This is a genomic window from Citrobacter tructae, assembly GCF_004684345.1.
GTDB classification, from domain to species: Bacteria; Pseudomonadota; Gammaproteobacteria; order Enterobacterales; family Enterobacteriaceae; genus Citrobacter; species Citrobacter tructae.
In genome coordinates this window covers 3312972-3338820 of record NZ_CP038469.1, presented here as the reverse complement: position 1 = coordinate 3338820, position 25849 = coordinate 3312972, and the positions used below count along the sequence as shown (strand labels likewise).

The window sequence follows — 25849 nt, the reverse complement described above, 5'->3', positions numbered from 1 at the left end:
GGCATCCCATTATGAGAGTTATTGTAATGCGCGCAGTAGCGCATCGTTGTCGGCGTTATCAGCGACCTTAATATCTTGCCAGCCCAGTTCCCGGGCGAGGTGCGCCAGACGCTCACTGACGACCAGCAGCCGACAGCGTAGTAACCAGTGCTCGCGATACCACTGCGGAATAAGCGACCAGAGCTGTTGCAGCATCTCTCCGCTGGTGACAACCACCGTCGCCACGCCGCGCGTATGCCAGCGCATCGCCTCTTCTGCACCATCGTAATGCTTTGCACTGCGTTGATAACATTCACAAAAATCAATATCGGCTCCACGTGCTGTCAGTGTTTCGCCTATCAGCTCCCGACCGCCGTTGCCGCGTAAAATAAGCGCGCGTTTTCCCGCAATATTTTGTAATTCAGGTAATTGTAGCAAGACTTCGCTGATTTCCCGATCCAGCGGATAGTGAATATTGCATCTGCTCACGGTATGCAGCGCCAGCGCTGTTGTGCGGCCGATGGCAAAATAGCGCGGGAGAGAGGGCCAGCTTACCCCTTGCTGCTGAAGCTCGGCATCGGCAAAGGTGACGGCGTGCTGCGAGAGGGCGAACACCAGATCGTTTTCCGTGAGCGCCGAGAGTCGGGAGGCAAGCGTTGCCAGTTCCCGACCCGGTGAAAACTCGATGAGCGGAAAACTCCAGGCCACCTGCCCCAGTGTGCGCAGACGGCTCACTAACTCTTCCCCAGCGGGAGACGGGCGGGTGACCAGGATACTCATGCAGGCGCTTCTCCGTTATAGACTTCAGCCAGAATGGCGCGTGCACCGTTCTCTAACAGTTCTTCCGCCAGAGAAATGCCCATTTGTTCGGCATCCTGCGGTGCACCGCGACGCTCCCCACACACCATCTGTGACCCGTCAGGTGCACCAACCAGCGCACGTAGCCAAATCTCACCATTGATGAGTTCAGCATAGCTGCCAATGGGCACCTGACAGCCCCCTTCCAGGCGGGTGTTCATGGCGCGTTCAGCCTTGACGCGCAGGGCTGTTTCTTCATGGTTGAGCGGTGCTAGCAGCGCTTGAGTTCGCAGATCGTCAAGTCGACATTCTATGCCCACTGCGCCTTGGCCGACAGCCGGCAGAGAGATCTCTGGTGGCATCGCGGTACGGACTCGTGACTCAAGTCCTAAGCGTTTTAAGCCAGCGACGGCGAGAATAATGGCGTCATAGTCGCCGTTATCCAGTTTGCTCAGGCGTGTGCCCACGTTGCCGCGCAGCGAGCGGATAACAAGATCCGGACGACGCTTGGCCAACTGGCACTGGCGACGTAAGCTGGACGTCCCAACGATGCTACCTTCCGGAAGTTCGTCCAGAGAGTTAAATTTATTTGAGACAAAAGCATCGCGTGGATCTTCGCGTTCACAGATAGTGACCAGCCCAAGTCCTTCAGGGAACTCGACTGGCACATCCTTCATGGAATGCACGGCGATATCGGCGCGTTTTTCCAGCAGCGCAACTTCCAGCTCTTTGACAAATAAACCTTTCCCCCCGACTTTCGCCAGCGGGGTATCCAAAATCACGTCGCCACGGGTCACCATAGGGACCAGTTCAACGACCAGATCGGGGTGATTCGCCATCAAGGCGTCTTTGACATAATGTGCCTGCCAGAGCGCAAGGGGGCTTTGGCGTGTGGCAATTCTCAAAACATTGTCTAACATGCTTGTTACCGTCATTATCAATCATTGACCATCCTAACATCCTTATCAAAGGGATGTCAGCGTTACGCTCAAACGTTAGTGAGAGGAAAAGGCGCTGCATCATCACTGGCAGTGATTAATGACGAGATACCTCCCGACCGTATGAAGGAATTTACACGTAACGAATGGTGCTACACTTGTATGTAGCGCATCTTTCTTTACGGTCAATGAGCAAGGTGTTAAATTGATCACGTTTTAGACCATTTTTTCAGCTTTACCCCCTAAAAAAAGAGGGGCGAAAAAACGGTAACGGTTATTTTTGACATACAGTTTATCCGGATTGCTGAAGATTGTTTGTAAGCGCATGCGCTGCAGCCATCAACAACATGACGGATAGCAACATCAGGCGATACGTCTTGTACCTCTATATTGAGACTCTGAAACAGAGACTGGATGCCATAAATCAACTGCGTGTCGATCGCGCGCTTGCTGCCATGGGACCTGCTTTCCAGCAGGTATACAGTCTGCTGCCGACATTATTGCACTATCACCATCCGCTGATGCCGGGTTACCTCGATGGTAACGTTCCCAATGGCATATGCTTTTACACGCCTGATGAAACCCAACGTCACTACCTGAACGAGCTGGAGCTGTACCGTGGTATGTCGCCGCAGGACCCCCCGAAGGGCGAACTGCCGATTACCGGCGTTTACTCGATGGGTAGCACCTCTTCAGTCGGGCAAAGCTGTTCCTCTGACCTGGACATCTGGGTCTGCCATCAATCCTGGCTGGATAGCGAAGAGCGTCAGCTGCTGCAGCGTAAATGCAGCCTGCTGGAAAGCTGGGCCGCCTCTTTGGGCGTGGAAGTCAGTTTCTTCCTGATTGATGAAAACCGTTTCCGTCACAATGAAAGCGGCAGTCTGGGCGGTGAAGACTGTGGCTCGACGCAGCATATCCTGTTGCTTGATGAATTCTATCGCACCGCCGTGCGCCTCGCGGGCAAACGTATTCTGTGGAATATGGTGCCGGGCGACGAAGAAGAGCATTACGACGATTACGTCATGACGCTCTACGCGCAGGGCGTGCTCACGCCAAACGAATGGCTGGATCTGGGCGGACTCAGCTCGCTCTCCGCTGAAGAGTACTTTGGCGCCAGCCTTTGGCAGCTGTACAAGAGTATCGACTCGCCGTACAAAGCGGTGCTGAAAACGCTGCTGCTGGAAGCCTATTCCTGGGAATACCCCAATCCGCGCCTGTTGGCGAAAGATATTAAACAGCGCCTGCACGACGGCGAGATCGTCTCTTTTGGTCTCGATCCGTACTGCATGATGCTGGAACGCGTTACCGAGTACCTCACGGCGATTGAAGATCCGACGCGCCTCGATTTAGTCCGTCGATGTTTCTACTTAAAAGTGTGTGAGAAACTGAGCCGTGAGCGCGCCTGCGTGGGCTGGCGTCGTGAAGTATTAAGTCAGTTAGTGCAAGAGTGGGGCTGGGACGATGCCCGCCTGACCATGCTGGATAACCGCGCTAACTGGAAAATTGACCAGGTACGTGAAGCGCATAACGAACTGCTCGATGCGATGATGCAGAGCTATCGTAATCTGATCCGCTTTGCGCGTCGTAACAATCTCAGCGTCAGCGCCAGTCCGCAGGATATCGGCGTGCTGACTCGTAAGCTGTATGCCGCGTTTGAAGCGTTACCGGGCAAGGTGACGCTGGTAAACCCGCAAATTTCGCCGGATCTCTCGGAACCGAATCTGACCTTTATCCATGTGCCGCCGGGCCGGGCCAACCGCTCGGGTTGGTATCTCTACAACCGCGCGCCCAACATGGATTCGATCATCAGCCATCAGCCGCTGGAATATAACCGCTACCTGAACAAGCTGGTGGCGTGGGCGTGGTTTAACGGTCTGCTGACGTCACGTACGCATTTGTTTATTAAGGGCAACGGTATTGTCGATCTGCCGAAGCTGCAGGAGATGGTCGCTGACGTATCGCACCACTTCCCGCTGCGTCTGCCTGCACCTACGCCAAAAGCGCTCTACAGTCCGTGCGAAATTCGCCATCTGGCGATTATCGTTAACCTTGAATACGACCCGACGGCGGCATTCCGCAATCAGGTTGTGCATTTTGATTTCCGTAAGTTGGACGTCTTCAGCTTTGGTGAAGAACAAAATTGCCTGGTCGGTAGCGTAGACCTGTTGTACCGCAACTCATGGAACGAAGTGCGTACGCTGCATTTCAACGGTGAGCAGGCGATGATTGAAGCGTTAAAAACGATTCTTGGCAAAATGCACCAGGATGCGGCACCGCCGGACAGCGTCGAGGTCTTTTGTTACAGCCAGCATTTACGTGGCCTGATCCGTACCCGCGTCCAGCAACTGGTGTCCGAGTGCATTGAGCTGCGTCTTTCCAGCACGCGTCATGAAACCGGCCGCTTCAAAGCGCTGCGCGTATCAGGACAGACGTGGGGATTGTTCTTCGAGCGTCTGAACGTGTCAGTACAGAAACTGGAAAACGCCATTGAATTCTACGGCGCGATTTCACACAACAAGCTGCATGGTCTTTCCGTTCAGGTTGAGACTAACCATGTGAAATTGCCGTCGGTAGTGGATGGTTTTGCCAGCGAAGGGATCATTCAGTTCTTTTTCGAAGAAACGGGTGATGAGCAGGGCTTTAATATCTACATTCTGGACGAGAGTAATCGGGTCGAGGTGTATCACCATTGCGAAGGCAGCAAAGAAGAGTTGGTCCGCGATGTTAGCCGCTTCTACTCATCGTCGCACGATCGCTTCACCTACGGTTCCAGCTTCATCAACTTTAACCTGCCGCAGTTCTATCAGATTGTGAAAACAGACGGTCGCGCGCAGGTGATTCCGTTCCGTACCCAGCCGATTAATCCGGTTCCTCCGGCTAATCAGGATAACGACACGCCGATGTTGCAGCAGTATTTTTCGTGAATATGATGCCGGATAAGCAAAGCGCATCCGGCAAAAAACTCAACGGAAGTTAACCGCCTCGCCCGCCTGCTGCGTTGCCGCCTGTTCCAGCAGATCCCAGAATCTTTCGCCGCTACGGTCGCAAATCCATTCGTCACCTTTCAGATCAAAATGGTAACCGCCCTGTTTGGTTGCTAACCACACCTGATGCAGCGGTTCCTGACGGTTAATAATAATCTTGCTGCCATTCTCAAAGCTGATGGTCAGTACGCCGCCGTTAATCTCACAATCGATATCGCTGTCGCCATCCCAATCGTCCAGACGCTCTTCAATGGTCATCCACAGGGTGTCGGCAAGGCGATGAAATTCACTATCGTTCATTTTTTTATCCTGTTTTTCGTGATGACCGCAGTATAACGCGAAATAAATCACGTTGCAGTTTGCAGGCAAACTCTTGCTTTTACGTCTTCTCCTGCGATGATAGAAAACAGAAAGCATGAACTTTACAGGCAATCCATAATGAAAAACGTGTTTCAGGCACTCGCTGTACTTCTTACTTTGTTCAGCCTGACGGGCTGTGGTCTGAAAGGGCCACTCTATTTTCCGCCAGCAGATAAAAACGCGCCGCCGCCGACGAAGCCAGTTGATACGCAATCACAGTCCACAGTGCCCGATAAAAACGATCGGGCAACGGGAGATGGGCCTTCCCAGGTAAATTACTAAAGCGAAGTCTCTGTACCCGCGTGAACGGAGTGAACGATGCAATTCTCTAAAATGCATGGCCTTGGCAACGATTTTATGGTCGTCGACGCGGTAACGCAGAATGTCTTTTTTTCACCGGAGCTGATCCGCCGCCTGGCCGACAGGCATCTTGGCGTTGGGTTTGATCAGTTGCTGGTGGTTGAACCTCCGTATGACCCGGAGCTGGATTTCCATTACCGCATCTTTAATGCTGACGGCAGTGAAGTGTCGCAGTGCGGTAACGGTGCCCGTTGTTTTGCACGCTTTGTGCGCCTGAAAGGGCTAACCAATAAACGTGACATTCGCGTCAGTACGGCGAATGGCCGTATGGTATTAACCGTGACGGACGACGAGCTGGTACAGGTCAATATGGGCGAGCCCAATTTTGAACCTTCGCAGGTGCCTTTTCGCGCGAATAAAGCAGAGAAGACCTATATTATGCGAGCGGCCGAGCAGACAGTATTGTGCGGCGTGGTATCAATGGGGAATCCGCATTGCGTCATTCAGGTTGATGATGTGGATACGGCCACGGTGGAAACGCTGGGGCCGGTTCTGGAAAGCCACGAACGCTTCCCTGAGCGCGCTAATATCGGATTTATGCAAGTGGTGAAACGCGAGCACATCCGACTGCGCGTCTATGAGCGCGGGGCGGGTGAAACGCAGGCCTGTGGCAGCGGTGCGTGCGCCGCTGTTGCTGTCGGTATTCAGCAGGGCTTGCTGGCAGAAGAAGTGCGCGTGGAGTTACCGGGCGGTCGCCTTGATATCGCCTGGAAAGGCCCGGGTCATCCGTTGTATATGACTGGCCCGGCGGCACATGTCTACGACGGATTTATTCATCTATGAAGCAACCAGGGGAAGAACTACAGGAAACGCTCATGGAACTTGACGATCGAGCGGTCGTCGATTATCTGCAACGTCATCCTGAGTTTTTTATCCGTAATGCACAAGAGGTTGAAGCGATGCGCGTCCCGCACCCGGTGCGGGGGACGATCTCTTTGGTTGAATGGCATATGGCTCGAGCACGTAATCATATCAACGTGCTGGAAGAAAACATGACGCTATTGATGGAACAGGCAAACGCCAACGAAAGCCTGTTTTATCGTCTGTTAAATCTGCAAGGACGGCTGGTGGCGGCCAGCAGCCTCGACGATATGCTGATGCGATTTCATCGCTGGGCGCGTGAGTTAGGGCTGGCAGGGGCGACGGTGCGTCTGTTCCCGGATCGCTGGCGATTGGGCGCACCCTCAAAGTTTACCCATCTGGCATTAAGTCGTCAGGCCTTTGAACCGCTGCGTATTCAACGTCTTGGGCAGTCACAGCACTATCTTGGTCCACTCAACGGCCCGGAGTTGCTGGTCATGATGCCGGAGGCGAAAGCGATAGGCTCAGTAGCGATGTCGATGCTGGGGCAGGATGGCTCCCTTGGCGTGATGCTGTTCAGCAGCCGTGATGTTAACCATTACCAGCAAGGGCAGGGAACACAGCTATTGCAGGAAATCTCTCTGATGCTGCCGGAACTGCTGGAGCGCTGGATTGAACGCGTATGACCGACTCACCGCTTTCTCAGGATGTTGCACGCTTCTTACGCTATCTGGGCGTGGAGCGTCAGCTTAGCCCAATCACGCTGCTCAATTACCGGCGTCAGCTTGATGCCATCATCGCGATAGCCGGAGAAACCGGTCTGCAAAGCTGGCAACAATGTGATGCTGCGAGGGTTCGCAGTTTTGCTGTGCGCAGTCGCCGCAACGGTCTGGGACCGGCGAGCCTGGCTTTGCGCCTCTCCGCATTACGCAGTTTCTTCGACTGGCTGGTCAATCAGGGCGAGCTGAAAGCCAATCCGGCAAAAGGCATTTCTGCGCCGAAGGCACCGCGGCACCTGCCGAAAAATATCGATGTCGATGACGTTAACCGGCTGCTGAATATCGATCTCAACGACCCTCTCGCCGTACGCGACCGGGCAATGCTTGAGGTGATGTACGGCGCGGGGCTGCGTCTGTCGGAACTGATTGGGCTGGATATTAAACATCTCGATCTCGACACCGGCGAAGTGTGGGTGATGGGTAAAGGCAGCAAAGAGCGCCGCCTGCCGATTGGCCGCAATGCGGTGGCGTGGATTGAACACTGGTTGGATCTGCGCGGGCTCTTCGGTAGTGACGAAGACGCGCTGTTTCTGTCAAAACTGGGCAAACGTATTTCCGCGCGTAACGTGCAGAAACGCTTTGCCGAATGGGGAATTAAGCAGGGGCTGAACAGCCACGTGCATCCCCATAAACTGCGGCACTCGTTCGCGACGCATATGCTGGAGTCGAGCGGTGATCTGCGCGGGGTACAAGAGCTGTTGGGACACGCCAACCTCTCTACCACTCAAATCTATACCCATCTTGATTTTCAACACCTGGCTTCAGTGTACGATGCGGCGCATCCGCGCGCCAAACGGGGGAAATAATGCGTTTTTACCGGCCTTTGGGGCGTATTTCTGCGCTCACCTTTGACCTTGATGACACCCTTTACGATAACCGTCCCGTTATCACGCGCACCGAACAGGAAGCGCTCGCTTTTGTGCAAAATTATCACCCGGCGCTGAGCTCGTTGCAAAACTCCGATCTACAGCGTCTGCGTCAGGTTGTACGCGACGCCGAACCGGAAATCTACCACGACGTTACCCAATGGCGTCACCGGGCCGTAGAGTGCGCCATGCTGGAGGCGGGTTTGTCAGAGGCAGAAGCCAGAATGGGGGCGAACGCCGCAATGATGAACTTCGCGAAATGGCGCAGCCGTATCGACGTCCCGCAGTCTACGCATGACACACTGAAGGTGCTGGCCCGCAAGTGGCCGCTGGTGGCAATCACCAACGGTAACGCGCAGCCGGAGCTGTTTGGTCTGGGCGATTACTTTGAGTTTGTGCTGCGTGCCGGTCCCGATGGACGCTCAAAACCGTTCAGCGATATGTACGCGCTGGCAGCGGAAAAACTGAATATGCCGATGGGTGAAATTTTGCACGTGGGCGATGACCTGACGACAGACGTCGCCGGGGCAATCCGTTGTGGGATGCAGGCCTGTTGGATTAAACCGGAAAATGCTGACCTGATGCAAACCGCTGATAGCCGTTTGCTGCCGCATATCGAAATTTCACAGTTGGCATCTCTGACCTCGCTGATATAATCGTCAATAACTCTGTATAAATTCCCAGGGGTCCAACTGGCCCCGTTGATTCCGGCGGTGCCAATGGACGTTTCTTACCTGCTCGAAAGCCTTAATGACAAACAGCGCGAAGCGGTGGCTGCGCCACGCAGCAACATGCTGGTTCTGGCAGGCGCGGGGAGTGGTAAAACTCGCGTGCTGGTGCACCGCATCGCCTGGTTACTGACGGTAGAGAACAACTCGCCGTACTCCATTATGGCAGTGACCTTTACCAACAAAGCGGCGGCGGAAATGCGTCACCGTATTGGCCAGATCATGGGAACCAGCCAGGGGGGGATGTGGGTGGGGACCTTCCACGGGTTGGCACACCGCCTGCTGCGTGCGCACCATATGGATGCAAACCTGCCGCAGGATTTCCAGATCCTCGACAGCGAAGACCAGTTGCGCCTGCTGAAACGTCTGATCAAAGCGATGAATCTGGATGAGAAGCAGTGGCCGGCGCGTCAGGCAATGTGGTTTATCAACAGCCAGAAAGACGAAGGGCTGCGCCCGCACCATCTTCAGAGCTACGGCAATCCGGTCGAGCAGACCTGGCAGAAAGTTTACCAGGCCTATCAGGAGGCGTGCGATCGCGCCGGACTGGTGGATTTTGCCGAGCTGCTGCTGCGCGCCCACGAACTGTGGCTCAACAAGCCGCATATCCTGCAGCACTACCGTGAACGTTTTACCAACATCCTGGTGGACGAATTCCAGGACACCAACAACATCCAGTATGCGTGGATACGTCTGTTAGCGGGCGACACCGGCAAGGTGATGATTGTCGGCGATGATGACCAGTCAATCTACGGCTGGCGCGGGGCGCAGGTGGAAAACATCCAGCGTTTCCTCAACGACTTCCCTGGTGCCGAAACTATTCGTCTGGAGCAGAACTACCGCTCGACCAACAATATCCTTAGCGCGGCCAACGCCCTGATTGAAAACAACAACGGGCGTCTGGGCAAAAAGCTGTGGACCGACGGCGTCGACGGTGAGCCGATCTCACTCTATTGTGCGTTCAACGAACTCGATGAAGCGCGCTTTGTGGTCAATCGCATTAAAGCCTGGCAGGACAATGGTGGTCAGCTTACACAGTGCGCCATTCTCTACCGCAGCAACGCCCAGTCTCGCGTGCTGGAAGAGGCGCTGTTACAGGCCAGCATGCCGTACCGTATCTACGGTGGGATGCGATTCTTCGAACGCCAGGAAATCAAAGACGCACTCTCTTATCTGCGCCTGATCGCCAACCGCAACGACGACGCCGCGTTTGAGCGAGTGGTAAATACCCCAACGCGCGGTATCGGCGATCGTACGCTGGATGTGGTACGTCAAACCTCGCGCGATCGCCAACTCACAATGTGGCAGGCATGTCGTGAACTGCTGCAGGAAAAAGCCCTTGCCGGTCGTGCCGCCAGCGCGCTACAGCGCTTTATGGAGTTGATTGACGCGCTGGCACAGGAAACCGCTGATATGCCGCTGCACGTTCAGACCGACCGGGTGGTAAAAGACTCTGGCCTACGCATGATGTACGAGCAGGAAAAGGGCGAGAAGGGCCAGACGCGTATCGAAAACTTAGAGGAACTGGTGACAGCAACGCGCCAGTTTAGCTACAACGAAGAAGACGAAGACTTAATGCCGCTGCAGGCGTTTCTCTCCCACGCGGCGCTGGAAGCGGGCGAAGGGCAGGCGGATACCTGGCAGGATGCGGTCCAGCTAATGACCCTGCACTCGGCCAAAGGTCTGGAGTTCCCGCAGGTATTTATCGTCGGTATGGAAGAGGGCATGTTCCCCAGCCAGATGTCACTCGACGAAGGCGGACGCCTCGAAGAGGAACGCCGTCTGGCCTATGTGGGTGTCACCCGTGCTATGCAGAAGCTAACGTTGACCTATGCTGAAACGCGCCGTCTGTACGGCAAAGAGGTTTACCACCGTCCATCGCGCTTTATTGGCGAGCTGCCGGAAGCCTGCGTGGAAGAGGTGCGTTTGCGCGCCACGGTGAGCCGCCCGGTGAGTCATCAACGTATGGGCACACCGATGGCGGAGAATGACACCGGCTATAAGCTCGGTCAGCGTGTACGGCATGCCAAATTTGGTGAAGGCACGATCGTCAACCTGGAAGGCAGCGGAGAACACAGCCGTTTGCAGGTTGCGTTCCAGGGGCAGGGGATCAAATGGCTGGTTGCCGCCTACGCGAGGCTGGATACGGTATAACTTTCAGAAAAATATAATTATTTTGTAACGATCTGCTAGCCTTACTGATGAGAAGGTAATTTATCCAGACTAGCGTTTCGTTGCGTGTTGACGTCAAAATTTTGCTGGCGTAACATGCGCGCACGATTACGCTAAGAGGACATTCGCCTTGGACACACCCAGTAGATACTGGCTCATTATCCTGTCATCCAGGATCAACTCCTAAGGCTATCCCTTTTTGCTGATAGCCTTCGCGGTTGTCAGCGACCTTCTGTTTTTTCCCGTCGCGCTGAGTCAGGCTGTTTAATGGTCTGAAACCCAAATTGTTTCTGTGTGCCCATCGAACTGTCCGATAATTTTTTGCATTGGGAGTCCCGGTCATGCTGAGCGCATTTCAACTGGAAAACAATCGTTTAATACGTCTTGAGGCGGATGAGATTGAGCATCTCGCCAGCTCGGTTTGGGTCGATTTAGTCGAGCCGGACGACGATGAACGAAACCGTGTGCAAAAGGACTTGGGCCAGAACCTGGCTACGCGCCCTGAACTGGAAGACATCGAAGCATCCGCGCGTTTCTTTGAGGACGAAGACGGCCTGCATATTCACTCCTTCTTCTTTTATGAAGATGCCGACGATCACGCGGGCAACTCAACTGTCGCATTTACCATTCGTGAAGGCCGCCTGTTTACCCTACGTGAACGCGAGCTGCCAGCATTTCGTCTGTACCGCATGCGTGCGCGCAGCCAGGCGATGGTTGATGGCAACGCTTACGAGCTGCTGCTCGATCTGTTCGAAACGAAAATCGAACAGCTGGCGGATGAAATAGAAAACATCTACAGCGATCTGGAAAAACTCAGCCGCGTAATTATGGAAGGGCGTCAGGGTGATGAATACGATGAAGCGCTCTCCACGCTGGCGGAACTGGAAGATATCGGCTGGAAAGTTCGCCTGTGTCTGATGGATACCCAGCGCGCACTGAATTTCCTGGTGCGTAAGGCGCGTCTGCCGGGCGGTCAGCTGGAGCAGGCGCGTGAGATCCTGCGCGATATCGAATCTCTGCTGCCGCACAACGAATCGCTGTTCCAGAAGGTTAACTTCCTGATGCAGGCGGCGATGGGTTTTATCAACATCGAGCAGAACCGCATCATCAAGATCTTCTCGGTGGTTTCCGTGGTGTTCCTGCCGCCGACGTTGGTGGCGTCCAGCTATGGGATGAACTTTGAGTTCATGCCGGAACTGCACTGGAGCTTCGGTTATCCTGGGGCGATTGTCTTTATGATGCTCGCGGGTCTGGCGCCGTATTTGTACTTTAAGCGCAAAAACTGGTTATGAGTTTGGTGCCGGATGGCGGTAGCGTCATCCGGCACAACAACGTTAAAGTCCCCTTTGCGTTCTGCGTAGGGTATAAATCGCATCCATCACGAATATCGCCAGCGCCACCCAGATAAACGCGAACGTCACCATCTTATCCGCGCCCGGCACCTCGCCGTAAAATGTCACCGCCAGCAGGAACATCAGCGTTGGTCCGATGTACTGGAAGAAACCTAGCGTGGAAAGACGCAGACGGGTCGCTGCGCCGGTAAAGCACAGCAGCGGAATGGTAGTTACGACGCCTGCGGCAATCAGCAACAGATTGAGCGACATCGGGTTCTGCCCCATATGGCTGGTTGGGCTATCGGCAATACCAAACAGATAGATTGCCGCAACCGGTAACAGCCACAGGGTTTCGATTAGCATGCCGGTTTGCGCCTCGACGGCGATTTTCTTACGCACCAGGCCATAAAAAGCAAAGCTGAAGGCCAGCCCCAGAGCGATGATTGGCAGTGAGCCGAATGTCCACAATTGCACCAGTACGCCGCAGGCGGCTAACAGAACGGCCAGCCATTGCATGCGGCGAAAGCGCTCGCCGAGGAAAATCATGCCCAGCACAATATTCACCAGCGGGTTAATAAAGTAGCCGAGGCTGGCTTCCAGCATATGGTGGTTGTTGACCGCCCAGATAAAAAGCAACCAGTTTCCGCCAATGAGCACCGCAGAGAGCGCCAGCAGGAAAACCTTCTTTGGCGTTTGTAGCAGCGTTTTAACCCCTGACCACTGGCGGCTGACACTCATCAACACCACCATAAAGAAAAACGACCAGATCACGCGGTGCGTCAGGATCTCATCTGCGGGGACGTAGTAAATCAGCTTGAAATACGCGGGTGCAATGCCCCAAATAAAATAGGCAGCAAGAGCGAGTAATACGCCCTGCCGCGTTTGCTTAGCATCCATCGGGAAAACTCATTTCAGAAATGTAACCGCAGTTTACCTTGTTTCAGGCGCTTACCCCACCATATAAGTCGCGGTGGCGCTGGCGATATAAAGCTGCTCTTCGTTATGCAGTTCCACGCGCGCAACGGCAACCTTATTACCCGCCCGCAGCAGACTGCTGGTGGCGGTAAAGCGATTTCCTCTGCCCGGGCGCAGGTAATCGACACGCAGATCGATAGTGCCCATGCGCGACATCCGCTGACGCAGCTCGTCCTCGCTAATCGTTTCGTGACGTGTCAGCGTACTGCCTACGCAAACCAGTCCGGCGGCCACGTCCAGCGCTGAGGCGATCACACCCCCATGCAGGATGCTTTGTGCCCAGTTACCAACCATCATCGGTTGGTTGTTAAAGGCCAATTGGGCAAACTCTTTTTCGTAGCGTTCCAGCTCCAGCCCCAGCGCCCGGTTAAACGGCATATGGTAGACAAACATTTCGCCCACTAATTTCAGCGCTTGCTCAGCAGTAAGTACGGCAGACATACGATCCCTACATCTCAATGGTTAATGAAATGTTGATATTATGCTTATTATTTGTTGTTTTCTACTTTAAGACGGGATAACTAACGAGGAACTCTCTAAGTATGTAGAATGCTTGCCAGATAATTATACAATTCATCAATATTTTGGTTCAGGAGAACAGTACCGATGCGGGCGATTCTGGGGTGGTTATTACCAGCAGTCATGTTGCCGTTGACCGCGTATGCGCAGGAAGCGACAGTGAAAGAGATTCATGATGCACCTGCTGTACGCGGCAGTATTATTGCCAATATGCTGCAAGAGCATGACAATCCTTTCACGCTTTATCCTTATGACACCAACTATCTCATCTACACCAATACCAGCGACATGAATAAAGAGGCCATCAGCAGCTATAGCTGGTCTGATAATGCGCGTAAAGATGAGGTGAAGTTTCAGCTGAGCCTGGCGTTTCCACTATGGCGTGGGATTTTAGGCCCGAACTCCGTGCTCGGTGGCTCTTACACCCAGAAATCCTGGTGGCAGCTTTCCAATAGCGAAGAGTCTTCGCCGTTTCGCGAGACTAACTACGAGCCGCAGTTGTTTCTCGGTTTCGCCACCGACTATCGCTTTGCAGGCTGGACGCTACGTGATGTCGAAATGGGGTACAACCATGACTCCAACGGTCGTTCCGATCCGACCTCGCGTAGCTGGAACCGCTTGTATACCCGCTTGATGGCAGAAAACGGTAACTGGCTGGTGGAAGTGAAGCCGTGGTACGTCATCGGCAGCACTGACGATAACCCCGACATCACTAAATATATGGGCTACTATCAGCTCAAACTGGGTTATCACTTAGGTGACGCTGTCTTAAGCGCGAAAGGTCAGTACAACTGGAATACCGGCTACGGCGGCGCTGAGCTGGGTGTCAGCTACCCGATCACAAAACATGTTCGCCTTTATACTCAGGTCTACAGTGGTTATGGCGAGTCGCTGATTGACTATAACTTTAATCAGACGCGCGTTGGTGTGGGCGTAATGCTCAACGATATCTTCTGATCGGTATTGAGAGTATTTTAATCATTGCAGTTTCTCTCTCAGGCGCTGAAAATAGCGCCTGTTTTTATTTAAGGTTAACGGGGTTAATGTGGCGCAGGCGGAAGTGTTGAATCTGGAAATGGGCGCTAAACAGGTTTTGCAGGAAACCTTTGGCTACCAACAGTTTCGCCCTGGTCAGGAAGAAATCATCGACACCGTGCTCTCTGGCCGCGACTGTCTGGTCGTTATGCCAACCGGTGGTGGTAAATCCCTCTGTTATCAAATTCCCGCATTATTGCTGAACGGCCTCACCGTTGTCGTTTCGCCACTGATTTCCTTGATGAAAGACCAGGTCGATCAGCTGCTGGCAAACGGCGTGGCGGCGGCGTGCCTGAACTCAACCCAGAGTCGTGAACAGCAGCAAGAGGTGATGGCAGGCTGTCGCAGCGGGCAAATCCGCCTGCTGTACATTGCACCCGAGCGCCTGATGCTGGATAACTTCCTGGAAAATCTGGCGCACTGGAATCCGATGCTGCTGGCGGTTGATGAAGCGCACTGTATTTCCCAGTGGGGGCATGATTTCCGCCCGGAATATGCCGCTCTGGGCCAGCTGCGTCAACGCTTCCCCGCGCTGCCGTTTGTGGCACTCACGGCCACCGCCGATGACACCACCCGGCAGGATATTGTACGTTTGCTCGGGCTTAACGATCCCCTTATTCAGATCAGCAGCTTCGACCGTCCGAACATTCGTTACATGCTGATGGAGAAATTTAAGCCGCTCGATCAGCTGATGCGCTACGTACAAGAACAGCGCGGCAAGTCCGGCATTATTTACTGTAACAGCCGCGCGAAGGTTGAAGACACAGCAGCACGCCTGCAAAGTCGTGGGATCAGCGCCGGGGCTTATCATGCCGGGCTGGAAAACAGCGTGCGCGCCGACGTGCAGGAGAAATTCCAGCGTGACGACCTGCAAATCGTCGTCGCGACCGTAGCGTTTGGTATGGGAATTAACAAACCCAACGTGCGCTTCGTGGTGCATTTTGATATCCCGCGTAACATCGAGTCCTACTATCAGGAAACCGGGCGTGCCGGGCGTGACGGCCTGCCTGCAGAAGCGATGCTGTTTTACGATCCGGCAGATATGGCGTGGTTACGCCGTTGTCTCGAAGAAAAACCAGCCGGACAACTGCTGGATATCGAGCGGCATAAGCTCAACGCGATGGGGGCCTTTGCCGAGGCGCAAACCTGCCGTCGTCTGGTGCTGCTGAACTATTTTGGCGAAGGGCGTCAGGAGCCGTGCGGTAACTGCGATATTTGTCTCGATCCGCCAAAACAGTACGACGGATTAATGGATGCGCGTAAAGCGCTGTCGACGATCTACCGCGTTAACCAACGTTTTGGTATGGGCTATGTCGTCGAGGTTCTGCGCGGGGCAAATAACCAGCGTATTCGTGAGATGGCTCATGACAAACTGCCGGTCTACGGCATTGGCCGTGAGCAGAGCCACGAGCATTGGGTCAGCGTAATTCGCCAGCTTATTCACCTCGGATTGGTCACGCAAAATATTGCTCACCACTCTGCGTTACAGTTAACCGAAGCTGCGCGTCCGGTACTGCGCGGTGAAGTTCCACTACAGCTTGCCGTGCCGCGTATTGTGGCGCTGAAACCGCGCGCAATGCAGAAATCCTTTGGCGGCAACTACGATCGCAAACTGTTCGCCAAATTGCGTAAGCTGCGTAAAGCCATTGCTGATGAAGAGAATATCCCGCCGTATGTGGTCTTCAACGATGCCACGTTGATTGAAATGGCCGAGCAAATGCCGGTTTCACCGAGCGAAATGCTGAGCGTCAACGGCGTGGGAATGCGTAAACTTGAGCGTTTTGGCAAAGAGTTTATGGCACTTATCCGCGCACATGTTGATGGTGACGACGAAGAGTAGTCAGCCAGGCAAAAAAGTGCCAGGATGGTGACTCACTGAACTATTCCCCCGCGAGTCTTTTTTATGTTAACGCTATTTTTTACCGTTGCGTTGGTACACATCGTAGCGCTGATGAGTCCTGGCCCCGATTTTTTCTTTGTCTCTCAAACGGCGGTGAGTCGTTCACGCAAAGAGGCGATGATGGGCGTGCTGGGCATTACCTGCGGCGTCATGGTCTGGGCGGGCGTGGCGCTGCTCGGCCTGCATCTTATCATCGAAAAAATGGCATGGCTGCACACAATTATTATGGTCGGCGGTGGCCTTTATCTGTGCTGGATGGGGTATCAGATGCTGCGCGGTGCGTTTAAAAAACAGGACGTTGCAGCACCCGCACCGCAGGTTGAACTGGCGCAGAGCGGACGCAGCTTTTTAAAAGGTCTGCTGACCAACCTGGCGAACCCTAAAGCCATTATCTATTTTGGCTCCGTGTTCTCGCTGTTTGTTGGCGACAACGTCGGTACCGCTGCCCGCTGGGGCATTTTTGCGCTGATTATCGTTGAGACGCTGGCCTGGTTTACTGTGGTTGCCAGCCTGTTTGCGCTACCGAAAATGCGTCGTGGCTATCAGCGTCTGGCGAAGTGGATTGATGGTTTTGCCGGGGCGTTGTTCGCAGGCTTTGGCATTCACCTGATTATTTCTCGTTAACTTACCTGTAGGCCGGATACGCGTCAGCGCTATCCGGCACTGACGTCAGGCATGCCGTGCTGACGCCAACAGGGCGCCGATCAGCATAAACAGCGACCCAAACACTTTGTTTAGCGCCTTCATTTGCTTTGGCCCTTTAATCCAGCCCGCAATACGGGTAGCAAGCGTTGCGTAACCGATCATCACAATAATATCGACCACGATGGTGGTAACGCCCAGCACCACATACTGCATCAACTGCGGCTCCTGCGGCATGATGAACTGCGGGAACAGGGCGGCGAGAAACACAATGCTCTTCGGATTGGTCAGGTTGACGAATACCGCGCGTTTGAACAGACGGCTGCGTGATTGCGTATTTGCCATGGTGTTCAGGTCGATGGCTCCCGCCGCGCGCCATTGTTGAATGCCCAACCAAATCAGATAGGCTGCCCCCGCCCACTTCAGCACCTCAAAGGCGATCACCGAACGTGAAAATAGCGTTCCTAGTCCTACGCCAACCAGCACGATATGAATGCCAAGCCCAGTCTGCAAACCGGCAATTGACGCAGTTGCTCCCCGATAGCCGTGGCTGATGGCGGTTGTCATGGTGTTGATTGCGCCAGAGCCAGGCGACAAGCTCAAAACAATGGACGTCAGCAGGTAAGCGAACCACCATTCAAAGGTCATGAGAAACTCCCGAATTGTCTATTTTTATGCCACAATACGCTACTGCCGTTAGGTTTTGTCAGAGACGGCGAAAAAAACGATTTTACTTGGTCAGCGAGGCTGGATACCCGATGTTTCAGCAGCAAAAAGACTGGGAAACAAGAGAAAACGCGTTTGCTGCTTTTTCCATGGGGCCACTGACAGATTTCTGGCATCAGCGGGAAGAAGCAGAATTCACCGGTGTAGATGATGTCCCTGTACGCTTTGTTCGCTTTCGTGCAGAAAAAAACGATCGCGTCATTGTCGTCTGTCCCGGGCGCATAGAAAGCTACGTAAAATACGCTGAACTGGCGTATGACCTGTTTTATTCTGGTTTTGACGTGCTCATTATCGACCACCGTGGTCAGGGGCGTTCCGGGCGTATGCTGTCGGACCCGCATCGTGGCCATGTGGATAACTTTAATGACTATGTCGACGATTTGACCGCCTTCTGGCAGCAGGAAGTGCAGCCAGGTCCGTGGAGAAAACGCTATATACTGGCGCATTCCATGGGGGGGGCCATCGCCACGCTGTTCCTGCAGCGCCACCCTAATCAGTGTGATGCCATAGCCCTCAGCGCCCCGATGTTTGGGATCGTGATGCGCTTTCCCGACTGGATGGTACGTCATATTCTTGACTGGGCAGAAGGGCATCCACGTATTCGTGAAGGTTATGCGATGGGGACCGGGCGCTGGCGAGCGCTGCCATTCGGGATGAATTCGCTAACGCATAGCCGACAGCGCTATCGGCGCAACCTGCGCTTCTATGCGGATGATCCGAAGCTGCGAGTCGGCGGGCCGACCTATCACTGGGTGCGTGAAGGCATTCTGGCGGGTGAGCAGGTGCTGGCTGGGGCGGGAGATGACGCGACCCCGACATTGCTTATTCAGGCTGAAGAAGAGCGTGTGGTGGATAACCGCATGCACGATCGTTTTTGTGAACTCCGCGCCGCAGCGGGCCATCCTGTAGAGGGAGGTCAGCCGCTAGTCATAAAAGGCGCGTACCATGAGATCCTTTTTGAAAAGGACGCAATGCGCTCAGTCGCGCTCAACGCCATTGTCGAATTTTTCGACAGGCATAACACATCCAGCGGACACCGCTTTGCTTAGAGGTTTAATTTTTTATGTATCAGGTAGTTGCATCTGATTTAGATGGTACGCTGCTTTCCCCCGACCATACCCTGTCCCCTTATGCCAAAGAAACGCTGAAGCTGCTGACGGCTCGTGGCGTTAATTTTGTGTTTGCAACCGGTCGCCATCATATCGATGTGGGGCAAATTCGCGACAACCTCGGCATTAAGTCCTACATGATCACCTCCAACGGTGCGCGTGTGCATGATACTGACGGGAACCTTGTTTTCTCGCATAACCTGGATCGCGACATTGCCAGCGACCTGTTTGGTGTGGTGAATGCGAACCCGGACATCGTGACCAATGTTTACCGCGAGGATGAGTGGTTTATGAACCGCCATCGTCCGGATGAAATGCGTTTCTTCAAAGAAGCGGTGTTCAACTACTCGCTGTTCGAACCCGCGCTGTTGGAGCCGGAAGGTGTCAGTAAAGTGTTTTTCACCACCGACTCTCACGAAATCCTGCTGCCGTTGGAGCAGGCGATTAACGCCCGCTGGGGCGATCGTGTGAACGTCAGCTTCTCCACGCTGACCTGCCTGGAAGTCATGGCGGGCGGTGTGTCGAAAGGCCATGCGCTGGAGGCGGTGGCAAAAGCGATGGGTTTTAGCCTGAAAGACTGTATCGCTTTTGGTGACGGGATGAACGACGCGGAAATGCTCTCGATGGCAGGAAAAGGCTGCATCATGGGCAACGCGCACCAGCGTCTGAAGGATCTGCATCCTGAGCTGGAAGTGATTGGCCTCAATGCCGACGATGCCGTGCCGCACTATCTGCGCGATCTCTTCTTAAAGTAACTGTTCTTTAGTTGACCAGTTGTCAACTAAACTCTTCGCTACAATGGGTGTACCTTTTGTTCAGAGACATCCATTGTGGCGCTACTCATCATTACCACTATTTTGTGGGCCTTTTCTTTTAGCCTGTTTGGCGAGTACCTTGCCGGTCATGTCGATAGCTATTTTGCGGTGCTGGTGCGTGTCGGACTGGCGGCGCTGGTCTTCCTGCCTTTTCTGCGTACTCGCGGGCATAGCGTAAAAACCATTAGTCTGTACATGCTGGTGGGTGCCATGCAGCTTGGCATCATGTATATGCTGAGTTTCCGCGCTTATTTGTACCTGACGGTTTCTGAGTTGCTGTTGTTTACCGTCCTGACGCCGCTCTATATCACGCTGATTTATGACCTGATGAGCAGACGTCGTTTACGCTGGAGCTACGCGTTTAGCGCGCTGCTGGCGGTCATTGGCGCCGGGATCATTCGTTACGATCAGGTGACCAGCCATTTCTGGACCGGCCTGCTGCTGGTACAGCTTTCCAACATTAGTTTTGCCATCGGCATGGTGGGCTATAAGCGTCTGATGGAAACCCGCCCAATGCCGCAGCACAACGCGTTTGCCTGGTTTTATATGGGGGCGTTGCTGGTGGCAGTCGTTGCCTGGTCTATATTAGGGAATGCGCAAAAAATGCCTGAAACCACGCTGCAGTGGGGGATTCTGGTGTTCCTTGGCGTGGCGGCATCGGGCATTGGCTACTTTATGTGGAACTACGGCGCAACGCAGGTGGATGCGGGCACGCTGGGTATCATGAACAATATGCATGTGCCTGCGGGACTGTTGGTTAACCTGGCCATCTGGCACCAGCAGCCTCACTGGCCAAGCTTCATTATTGGTGCGGCTGTGATAGTGGCCTCACTGTGGGTACATCGAAAGTGGGTCGCTCCGCACTCCGCACAAACGGCAGGTGATCGCAGGCGTGATTCCGCGCTGAGCGAATAAACGCTTCGGTGACTGGCTGACGCTGCTCGCCATCGCGCACGGCGGCGTACAGTCGGCTCCACAATCCATCACCCAGGGTTTTGGTTACCACCAGGCCCTGGCGTTCAAAACTCTCCACCACCCAGTGCGGCAGGGCCGCAATACCCATTCTGGCGGCTACCATCTGGATCAACAGCAGGGTGTTATCCACGCTCTTCAGCGATGGGCTAACGCCGGCGGGCTGCAGGAAATTCCGCCAAATATCCAGGCGGCTGCGCTGTACCGGATAAATCAGCAGCGTTTCGCTGGCTAAATCTTCCGGCGTTACCTGCGTTTTGCTGACCAGTGGGTGATCGGGTGCCAGTACCAGACGAACTTCAAAATCGAACATCGGTGAATAGTGCAGGCCGCTGCGCGGCAGAATGTCGGATGTCATCACCAGATCCAGCTCATCCTGCTGCAGGGCAGGTTGCGGATCGAACGTCACGCCAGATTTAAAATCCATCTCTACCTGTGGCCAGTTAGCACGGAAATTTTCCAGCGCGGGCGTCAGCCATTGAATACAGCTGTGGCATTCAATCGCGATACGCAGTCGGGTTTGCTGCGGTTCATTGCATGCCTGAAGTGCGCGACCGATTTGTGGCAAGACCTGGTTTGCCAGCTGTAGCAAAATTTCGCCCTGTGGCGTAAAGCGCAGCGGTTGGCTTTTGCGCACAAATAGGCGAAAGCCGAGGCGTTGTTCCAGATCGCTGAACTGGTGAGACAGGGCGGATTGGGTCTGATGCAACGTCGCTGCTGCGCCTGCCAGCGAACCACTGTTTCGCAACGCCTGTAGCGTTTTCAGATGCTTAATCTCGATCATGAAAGTCCTTCACTTCGGCATGAATAAATTGCGCTTGAGGATTACACAGTACCTGTCAATTATGGATGTGTAAACATCTGGACGGCTAAAATCCTGCAAATTAAATAAGAGGCATACAATGACAATACTGAATCACACCCTCGGTTTCCCTCGCGTTGGCCTGCGTCGCGAGCTGAAGAAAGCGCAAGAAAACTACTGGGCAGGTAACGCCTCTCGTGAAGAATTGCTGGCAACGGGTCGCGAACTGCGCGCCCGTCACTGGGATCAGCAAAAACAGGCTGGCGTTGACCTGCTGCCGGTGGGCGATTTTGCCTGGTACGATCACGTGCTGACTACCAGCTTGCTGCTGGGTAACGTCCCGGCCCGTCATCAGAACAAAGATGGCTCCGTCGATATCGACACCTTATTCCGCATTGGCCGTGGCCGTGCACCGACCGGTGAACCTGCTGCGGCGGCAGAAATGACCAAATGGTTTAACACTAACTATCACTATATGGTGCCTGAATTCACCAAAGGCCAGCAGTTCAAGCTGACCTGGACTCAGTTGCTGGATGAAGTTGACGAAGCGCTGGCGCTCGGCCACAACGTAAAACCCGTCCTGCTGGGCCCGGTAACTTACCTGTGGCTGGGCAAAGTGAAGGGCGAACAATTTGACCGCCTGAGCCTACTGAACGACATTCTGCCGGTTTACCAGCAGGTGCTGGCAGAGTTGGCTAAGCGTGGCATCGAGTGGGTTCAGATTGATGAACCGGCACTGGTGCTGGAACTGCCGCAGGAGTGGCTGAACGCCTTTAAACCGGCGTATGACGCTCTAACCGGTCAGGTGAAGCTGCTGCTGACCACCTATTTTGAAGGAGTAACCCCGAATCTCGATACCATCACCGCACTGCCGGTACAGGGTCTGCATGTTGACCTGGTCCATGGTAAAGATGACGTGGCAGAACTGCACAAACGTTTGCCGGCTGACTGGCTGTTCTCTGCGGGTCTGGTGAACGGTCGTAACGTCTGGCGTGCCGATCTGACCGAGAAATATGCACAAATTAAGGACATTGTCGGCAAACGTGCGCTATGGGTGGCCTCTTCCTGCTCTCTGCTGCATAGCCCGATCGATCTGAGTGTCGAAACCCGCCTTGATACGGAAGTAAAAAGTTGGTTTGCCTTCGCCCTGCAAAAATGCGGCGAGCTGGCGCTACTGCGTGATGCGCTGAACAGCGGTGATACCGCCGCGATTACCGAATGGAGCGCACCGATTCAGGCTCGTCGCCATTCTACCCGCGTACACAATGCGGCAGTCGAAAAACGTCTGGCGGCGATTACCGCGCAGGACAGCCAGCGTACCAACGCCTATGAAGTACGTGCTGAAGCACAACGTGCACGCTTTAATCTGCCCGCCTGGCCAACCACGACGATCGGTTCCTTCCCGCAAACCACGGAAATTCGCGGCCTGCGTCTGGACTTCAAAAAGGGCAATCTGGATGCGAATAACTATCGCACTGGCATTGCAGAGCACATTAAACAGGCGATTGCTGAACAGGAGCGTTTAGGTCTGGATGTGCTGGTCCACGGCGAAGCCGAGCGTAATGACATGGTGGAATACTTTGGTGAGCACTTGGACGGCTTCGTCTTTACCCAGAACGGTTGGGTGCAAAGCTACGGTTCCCGTTGTGTGAAGCCGCCGGTGGTGATTGGCGATGTCAGCCGCCCGCAAGCGATTACCGTGGAGTGGGCGAAATACGCGCAATCCCTGACCGACAAGCCGGTAAAAGGCATGCTGACAGGCCCGGTGACCATTCTTTGCTGGTCATTCCCGCGTGAAGACGTGACCCGTGAAACCATCGCCAAACAGATTGCGCTGGCGCTGCGTGACGAAGTGGCGGATCTGGAAGCGGCGGGCATAGGCATTATCCAGATTGACGAACCGGCGCTGCGCGAAGGTCTGCCGCTGCGTCGCAGTGACTGGGCGGCGTATCTGGAGTGGGGCGTGGAAGCCTTCCGTATCAACGCCGCGGTGGCGAAGGATGAAACCCAGATCCACACCCACATGTGTTACTGCGAGTTCAATGACATCATGGATTCGATTGCTGCGCTGGACGCGGATGTGATCACCATTGAAACCTCGCGTTCCGACATGGAGCTGCTGGAATCGTTCGAAGAGTTCGACTATCCAAACGAAATTGGGCCGGGCGTCTATGACATTCACTCTCCGAACGTGCCAAGCGTGGAGTGGATTGAAGCCCTGCTGAAAAAAGCCGAACAGCGTATCCCGGCGGAGCGTCTGTGGGTGAACCCGGACTGCGGCCTGAAAACCCGCGGCTGGCCGGAAACCCGTGCGGCGCTGGCAAACATGGTGAAAGCCGCGCAGAACCTGCGTCAGGCTTAAAACAAAAACGGAGGCTAATGCCTCCGTTTTGATGATCGGTTTGCCGGGGCAATAATTATTTCTTCCCACCGTACTGCGCAAACCACTCCAGCATTCTCTGCCAGCCGTCTTTTGCAGACTCTTCGTGATAGCTCGGGCGATAATCGGCGTTAAACGCATGTCCGGCATCGGGATAGACCACGATTTCCGTTTTGGCATTCGCCGCGCGCAGTGCCTGACGCATCGTCTCGACTGTATCTAGTGGAATACTGGTGTCCTGAGCGCCATAGAGTCCCAAAACGGGGGCGTTCAGATCGGTGGCGATATCGACGGGATGTTTGGGGGAGTTTAGTGTTTTGTCTCCGACCAGTTTGCCGTACCACGCCACAGCCGCTTTTAGCTGCGGATTATGCGCGGCATACAGCCAGGTGATGCGCCCGCCCCAGCAAAAACCGGTGATCATCAGTCGATGCGCGTCACCGCCGTTGCGCGAGGCCCAACTGGCGACGTGGTCCAGATCGGCCAGCACCTGAGAGTCCGGGACTTTTGCCACCAGGCCGCTTAACAACGTTGAAATATCGGCAAAATCATTCGGATCTCCGGTGCGGAAGTAAAGCTCTGGTGCGACAGCCAGATATCCTTCCAACGCCAGGCGGCGGCAAACGTCACGAATGTGTTCATGAACACCAAAAATTTCCTGTACGACGATAACGACAGGGAGCGGACCCTCGCTCTGCTTCGGACGTGCATGATACGCCGGCATATCATCGCCTTGAGACGGAATTGACGTTATGCCCGCGATGATTTCGTTATCCGGGGTGTGGACTGCCGTAGCAGCGGGTGGGGATACAGCAGGTGCAAAGCCAGATTGTCGTGTTGTTGCCATGGTATTCTCCGTACCCTTAAGTATTTAGCCAAATAGCGCATTGTTAACTATAGACGCGTGCAACGAACCACATTGCCTTAAACGGTCTATCTTTTGTGCAAGGCTTGCCTGTATCGAACTGTTAATGTGATCGGCATCACTATTTGACGGTAATTTAATGCAATTGATTTACATCATAGTGATGGTTGTCACGAAAATATGTTCATGCCTTCGGTAAAGTATATTTTTGCTTCTTCTGACAAAACCGATTCACAGAGGAGTTTTTATGTCTAAGTCTGATGTTTTTCATCTCGGCCTCACCAAGAACGATTTACAAGGGGCCCAGCTCGCTATCGTCCCTGGCGACCCGGAGCGTGTGGAAAAGATCGCCGCGCTGATGGACAAGCCGGTTAAGCTGGCATCTCATCGCGAGTTCACTACCTGGCGTGCTGAGCTGGATGGTAAAGCAGTGATCGTCTGCTCTACCGGTATCGGCGGCCCGTCGACGTCTATTGCCGTAGAAGAACTGGCGCAACTGGGCATTCGTACCTTCCTGCGTATCGGTACGACCGGCGCGATTCAGCCGCATATCAACGTTGGCGACGTGCTGGTTACCACCGCGTCTGTCCGTCTGGACGGGGCGAGTCTGCACTTCGCACCGATGGAATTCCCGGCAGTTGCCGATTTCGAGTGCACCACCGCGCTGGTGGAAGCGGCGAAATCTATCGGCGCCACCACCCACGTGGGCGTTACCGCCTCTTCTGATACCTTTTATCCAGGCCAGGAACGTTACGACACCTTCTCTGGTCGCGTAGTACGCAACTTCAAAGGCTCGATGGAAGAGTGGCAGTCCATGGGCGTCATGAACTACGAAATGGAATCCGCTACACTGCTGACCATGTGCGCAAGCCAGGGTCTGCGTGCCGGTATGGTTGCAGGTGTTATCGTCAACCGTACTCAGCAAGAGATTCCGAATGCAGAAACCATGAAGCAAACGGAAAGCCACGCAGTGAAAATCGTGGTAGAAGCAGCACGTCGCCTGCTGTAAT

General features: G+C 54.3%; 25 protein-coding genes. 17 read left to right on the top strand and 8 right to left on the bottom strand.

Annotation, left to right across the window (positions count from 1 at the left end):
• Window positions 1-18 precede the first annotated feature (18 nt).
• Both hemD and hemC read right to left on the bottom strand, forming a co-directional pair.
• Window positions 19-759 carry a uroporphyrinogen-III synthase gene (gene hemD / locus E4Z61_RS16670; RefSeq protein ID WP_135323734.1) on the bottom strand — a complete coding sequence of 247 codons (741 nt, stop codon included), beginning with the start codon at window positions 757-759 and terminating at the stop codon, window positions 19-21.
• On the bottom strand, window positions 756-1697 hold the full coding sequence (hemC, locus tag E4Z61_RS16665) for a hydroxymethylbilane synthase (protein WP_135323733.1): 942 nt from the start codon (window positions 1695-1697) through the stop codon (window positions 756-758). Before hemC ends, hemD begins: the two co-directional genes overlap by 4 nt.
• 395 nt (window positions 1698-2092) lie before the next feature.
• Here hemC and cyaA point away from each other — a divergent pair, with 395 nt between their 5' ends.
• Window positions 2093-4639, top strand: a complete 2547-nt coding sequence (gene cyaA / locus E4Z61_RS16660; RefSeq protein ID WP_135323732.1) for a class I adenylate cyclase — start codon at window positions 2093-2095, stop codon at window positions 4637-4639.
• Window positions 4640-4678: 39 nt separating this feature from the next.
• On the opposite strand, the gene cyaY is transcribed toward cyaA, so the two are convergent.
• On the bottom strand, window positions 4679-4999 hold the full coding sequence (gene cyaY, locus E4Z61_RS16655; RefSeq protein WP_135323731.1) for an iron donor protein CyaY: 321 nt from the start codon (window positions 4997-4999) through the stop codon (window positions 4679-4681).
• Window positions 5000-5137: 138 nt separating this feature from the next.
• Between cyaY and lptM the strand changes: the two genes are divergently transcribed.
• From lptM to corA, 8 genes are all read left to right on the top strand, one after another.
• Window positions 5138-5341 (top strand): LPS translocon maturation chaperone LptM, encoded by a 204-nt coding sequence (gene lptM, locus E4Z61_RS16650; protein ID WP_135323730.1) that lies wholly within the window; start codon window positions 5138-5140, stop codon window positions 5339-5341.
• Between the two features lie 36 nt (window positions 5342-5377).
• Window positions 5378-6202 carry a diaminopimelate epimerase gene (gene dapF / locus E4Z61_RS16645; RefSeq protein ID WP_135323729.1) on the top strand — a complete coding sequence of 275 codons (825 nt, stop codon included), beginning with the start codon at window positions 5378-5380 and terminating at the stop codon, window positions 6200-6202.
• Window positions 6199-6906, top strand: coding sequence for a DUF484 domain-containing protein (locus tag E4Z61_RS16640; RefSeq protein ID WP_135323728.1), 708 nt, complete (start codon window positions 6199-6201; stop codon window positions 6904-6906). The genes dapF and E4Z61_RS16640 overlap by 4 nt, the downstream gene beginning before the upstream one ends.
• Window positions 6903-7805, top strand: a complete 903-nt coding sequence (xerC, locus tag E4Z61_RS16635) for a tyrosine recombinase XerC (RefSeq protein WP_135323727.1) — start codon at window positions 6903-6905, stop codon at window positions 7803-7805. Before E4Z61_RS16640 ends, xerC begins: the two co-directional genes overlap by 4 nt.
• Window positions 7805-8521 (top strand): 5-amino-6-(5-phospho-D-ribitylamino)uracil phosphatase YigB, encoded by a 717-nt coding sequence (gene yigB / locus E4Z61_RS16630; RefSeq protein ID WP_135323726.1) that lies wholly within the window; start codon window positions 7805-7807, stop codon window positions 8519-8521. Before xerC ends, yigB begins: the two co-directional genes overlap by 1 nt.
• Window positions 8522-8584: 63 nt before the next feature.
• Window positions 8585-10747 carry a DNA helicase II gene (uvrD, locus tag E4Z61_RS16625; protein WP_135323725.1) on the top strand — a complete coding sequence of 721 codons (2163 nt, stop codon included), beginning with the start codon at window positions 8585-8587 and terminating at the stop codon, window positions 10745-10747.
• A 148-nt stretch (window positions 10748-10895) separates the two neighbouring features.
• Window positions 10896-10952, top strand: a complete 57-nt coding sequence (gene ysgD / locus E4Z61_RS24175; RefSeq protein WP_212723238.1) for a YsgD/CorL family protein — start codon at window positions 10896-10898, stop codon at window positions 10950-10952.
• A 154-nt stretch (window positions 10953-11106) separates the two neighbouring features.
• Window positions 11107-12057, top strand: a complete 951-nt coding sequence (gene corA / locus E4Z61_RS16620; RefSeq protein ID WP_135323724.1) for a magnesium/cobalt transporter CorA — start codon at window positions 11107-11109, stop codon at window positions 12055-12057.
• Window positions 12058-12099: 42 nt separating this feature from the next.
• Here corA and rarD read toward each other — a convergent pair whose 3' ends face one another.
• Both rarD and yigI read right to left on the bottom strand, forming a co-directional pair.
• On the bottom strand, window positions 12100-12996 hold the full coding sequence (gene rarD, locus E4Z61_RS16615; RefSeq protein WP_135323723.1) for an EamA family transporter RarD: 897 nt from the start codon (window positions 12994-12996) through the stop codon (window positions 12100-12102).
• Window positions 12997-13047: 51 nt separating this feature from the next.
• Window positions 13048-13515 carry an acyl-CoA thioesterase YigI gene (gene yigI / locus E4Z61_RS16610; protein ID WP_005133301.1) on the bottom strand — a complete coding sequence of 156 codons (468 nt, stop codon included), beginning with the start codon at window positions 13513-13515 and terminating at the stop codon, window positions 13048-13050.
• 165 nt (window positions 13516-13680) lie between these two features.
• On the opposite strand from yigI, the gene pldA reads away from it, so the two are divergent.
• From pldA to rhtC, 3 genes are all read left to right on the top strand, one after another.
• Window positions 13681-14550: a phospholipase A gene (gene pldA / locus E4Z61_RS16605; protein ID WP_135323722.1), complete on the top strand. Its 870-nt coding sequence runs from the start codon at window positions 13681-13683 to the stop codon at window positions 14548-14550.
• Window positions 14551-14638: 88 nt separating this feature from the next.
• On the top strand, window positions 14639-16468 hold the full coding sequence (recQ, locus tag E4Z61_RS16600; protein WP_135323721.1) for an ATP-dependent DNA helicase RecQ: 1830 nt from the start codon (window positions 14639-14641) through the stop codon (window positions 16466-16468).
• Window positions 16469-16531: 63 nt separating this feature from the next.
• The gene (rhtC, locus tag E4Z61_RS16595; protein ID WP_096758919.1) at window positions 16532-17152 is read left to right on the top strand and encodes a threonine export protein RhtC; all 621 of its coding nucleotides are present in this window, start codon (window positions 16532-16534) and stop codon (window positions 17150-17152) included.
• A gap of 45 nt (window positions 17153-17197) precedes the next feature.
• Here rhtC and rhtB read toward each other — a convergent pair whose 3' ends face one another.
• Window positions 17198-17818, bottom strand: coding sequence for a homoserine/homoserine lactone efflux protein (rhtB, locus tag E4Z61_RS16590; RefSeq protein ID WP_135323720.1), 621 nt, complete (start codon window positions 17816-17818; stop codon window positions 17198-17200).
• Between the two features lie 110 nt (window positions 17819-17928).
• Between rhtB and pldB the strand changes: the two genes are divergently transcribed.
• The 3 genes from pldB (at window position 17929) to E4Z61_RS16575 (ending at window position 20735) form a co-directional block, all read left to right on the top strand.
• On the top strand, window positions 17929-18945 hold the full coding sequence (gene pldB / locus E4Z61_RS16585) for a lysophospholipase L2 (protein WP_135323719.1): 1017 nt from the start codon (window positions 17929-17931) through the stop codon (window positions 18943-18945).
• Window positions 18946-18959: 14 nt separating this feature from the next.
• A complete protein-coding gene (gene yigL / locus E4Z61_RS16580; protein WP_135323718.1) occupies window positions 18960-19760 on the top strand; it encodes a sugar/pyridoxal phosphate phosphatase YigL in 801 nt (266 codons plus the stop codon).
• 75 nt (window positions 19761-19835) lie between these two features.
• A complete protein-coding gene (locus E4Z61_RS16575; RefSeq protein WP_135323717.1) occupies window positions 19836-20735 on the top strand; it encodes a carboxylate/amino acid/amine transporter in 900 nt (299 codons plus the stop codon).
• Here E4Z61_RS16575 and metR read toward each other — a convergent pair.
• Complete coding sequence (gene metR / locus E4Z61_RS16570; RefSeq protein WP_135323716.1) at window positions 20623-21576, bottom strand: HTH-type transcriptional regulator MetR; 954 nt, start codon at window positions 21574-21576, stop codon at window positions 20623-20625. The genes E4Z61_RS16575 and metR overlap by 113 nt on opposite strands.
• Window positions 21577-21694: 118 nt before the next feature.
• Between metR and metE the strand changes: the two genes are divergently transcribed.
• Entirely contained in the window at window positions 21695-23956 is a 2262-nt protein-coding gene (metE, locus tag E4Z61_RS16565) for a 5-methyltetrahydropteroyltriglutamate--homocysteine S-methyltransferase (RefSeq protein ID WP_135323715.1), read from the top strand.
• A 55-nt stretch (window positions 23957-24011) separates the two neighbouring features.
• Here metE and E4Z61_RS16560 read toward each other — a convergent pair whose 3' ends face one another.
• On the bottom strand, window positions 24012-24821 hold the full coding sequence (locus E4Z61_RS16560) for a dienelactone hydrolase family protein (protein ID WP_135323714.1): 810 nt from the start codon (window positions 24819-24821) through the stop codon (window positions 24012-24014).
• Between the two features lie 265 nt (window positions 24822-25086).
• Between E4Z61_RS16560 and udp the strand changes: the two genes are divergently transcribed.
• Window positions 25087-25848, top strand: coding sequence for a uridine phosphorylase (udp, locus tag E4Z61_RS16555; RefSeq protein WP_135323713.1), 762 nt, complete (start codon window positions 25087-25089; stop codon window positions 25846-25848).
• Window position 25849: the final 1 nt, after the last annotated feature.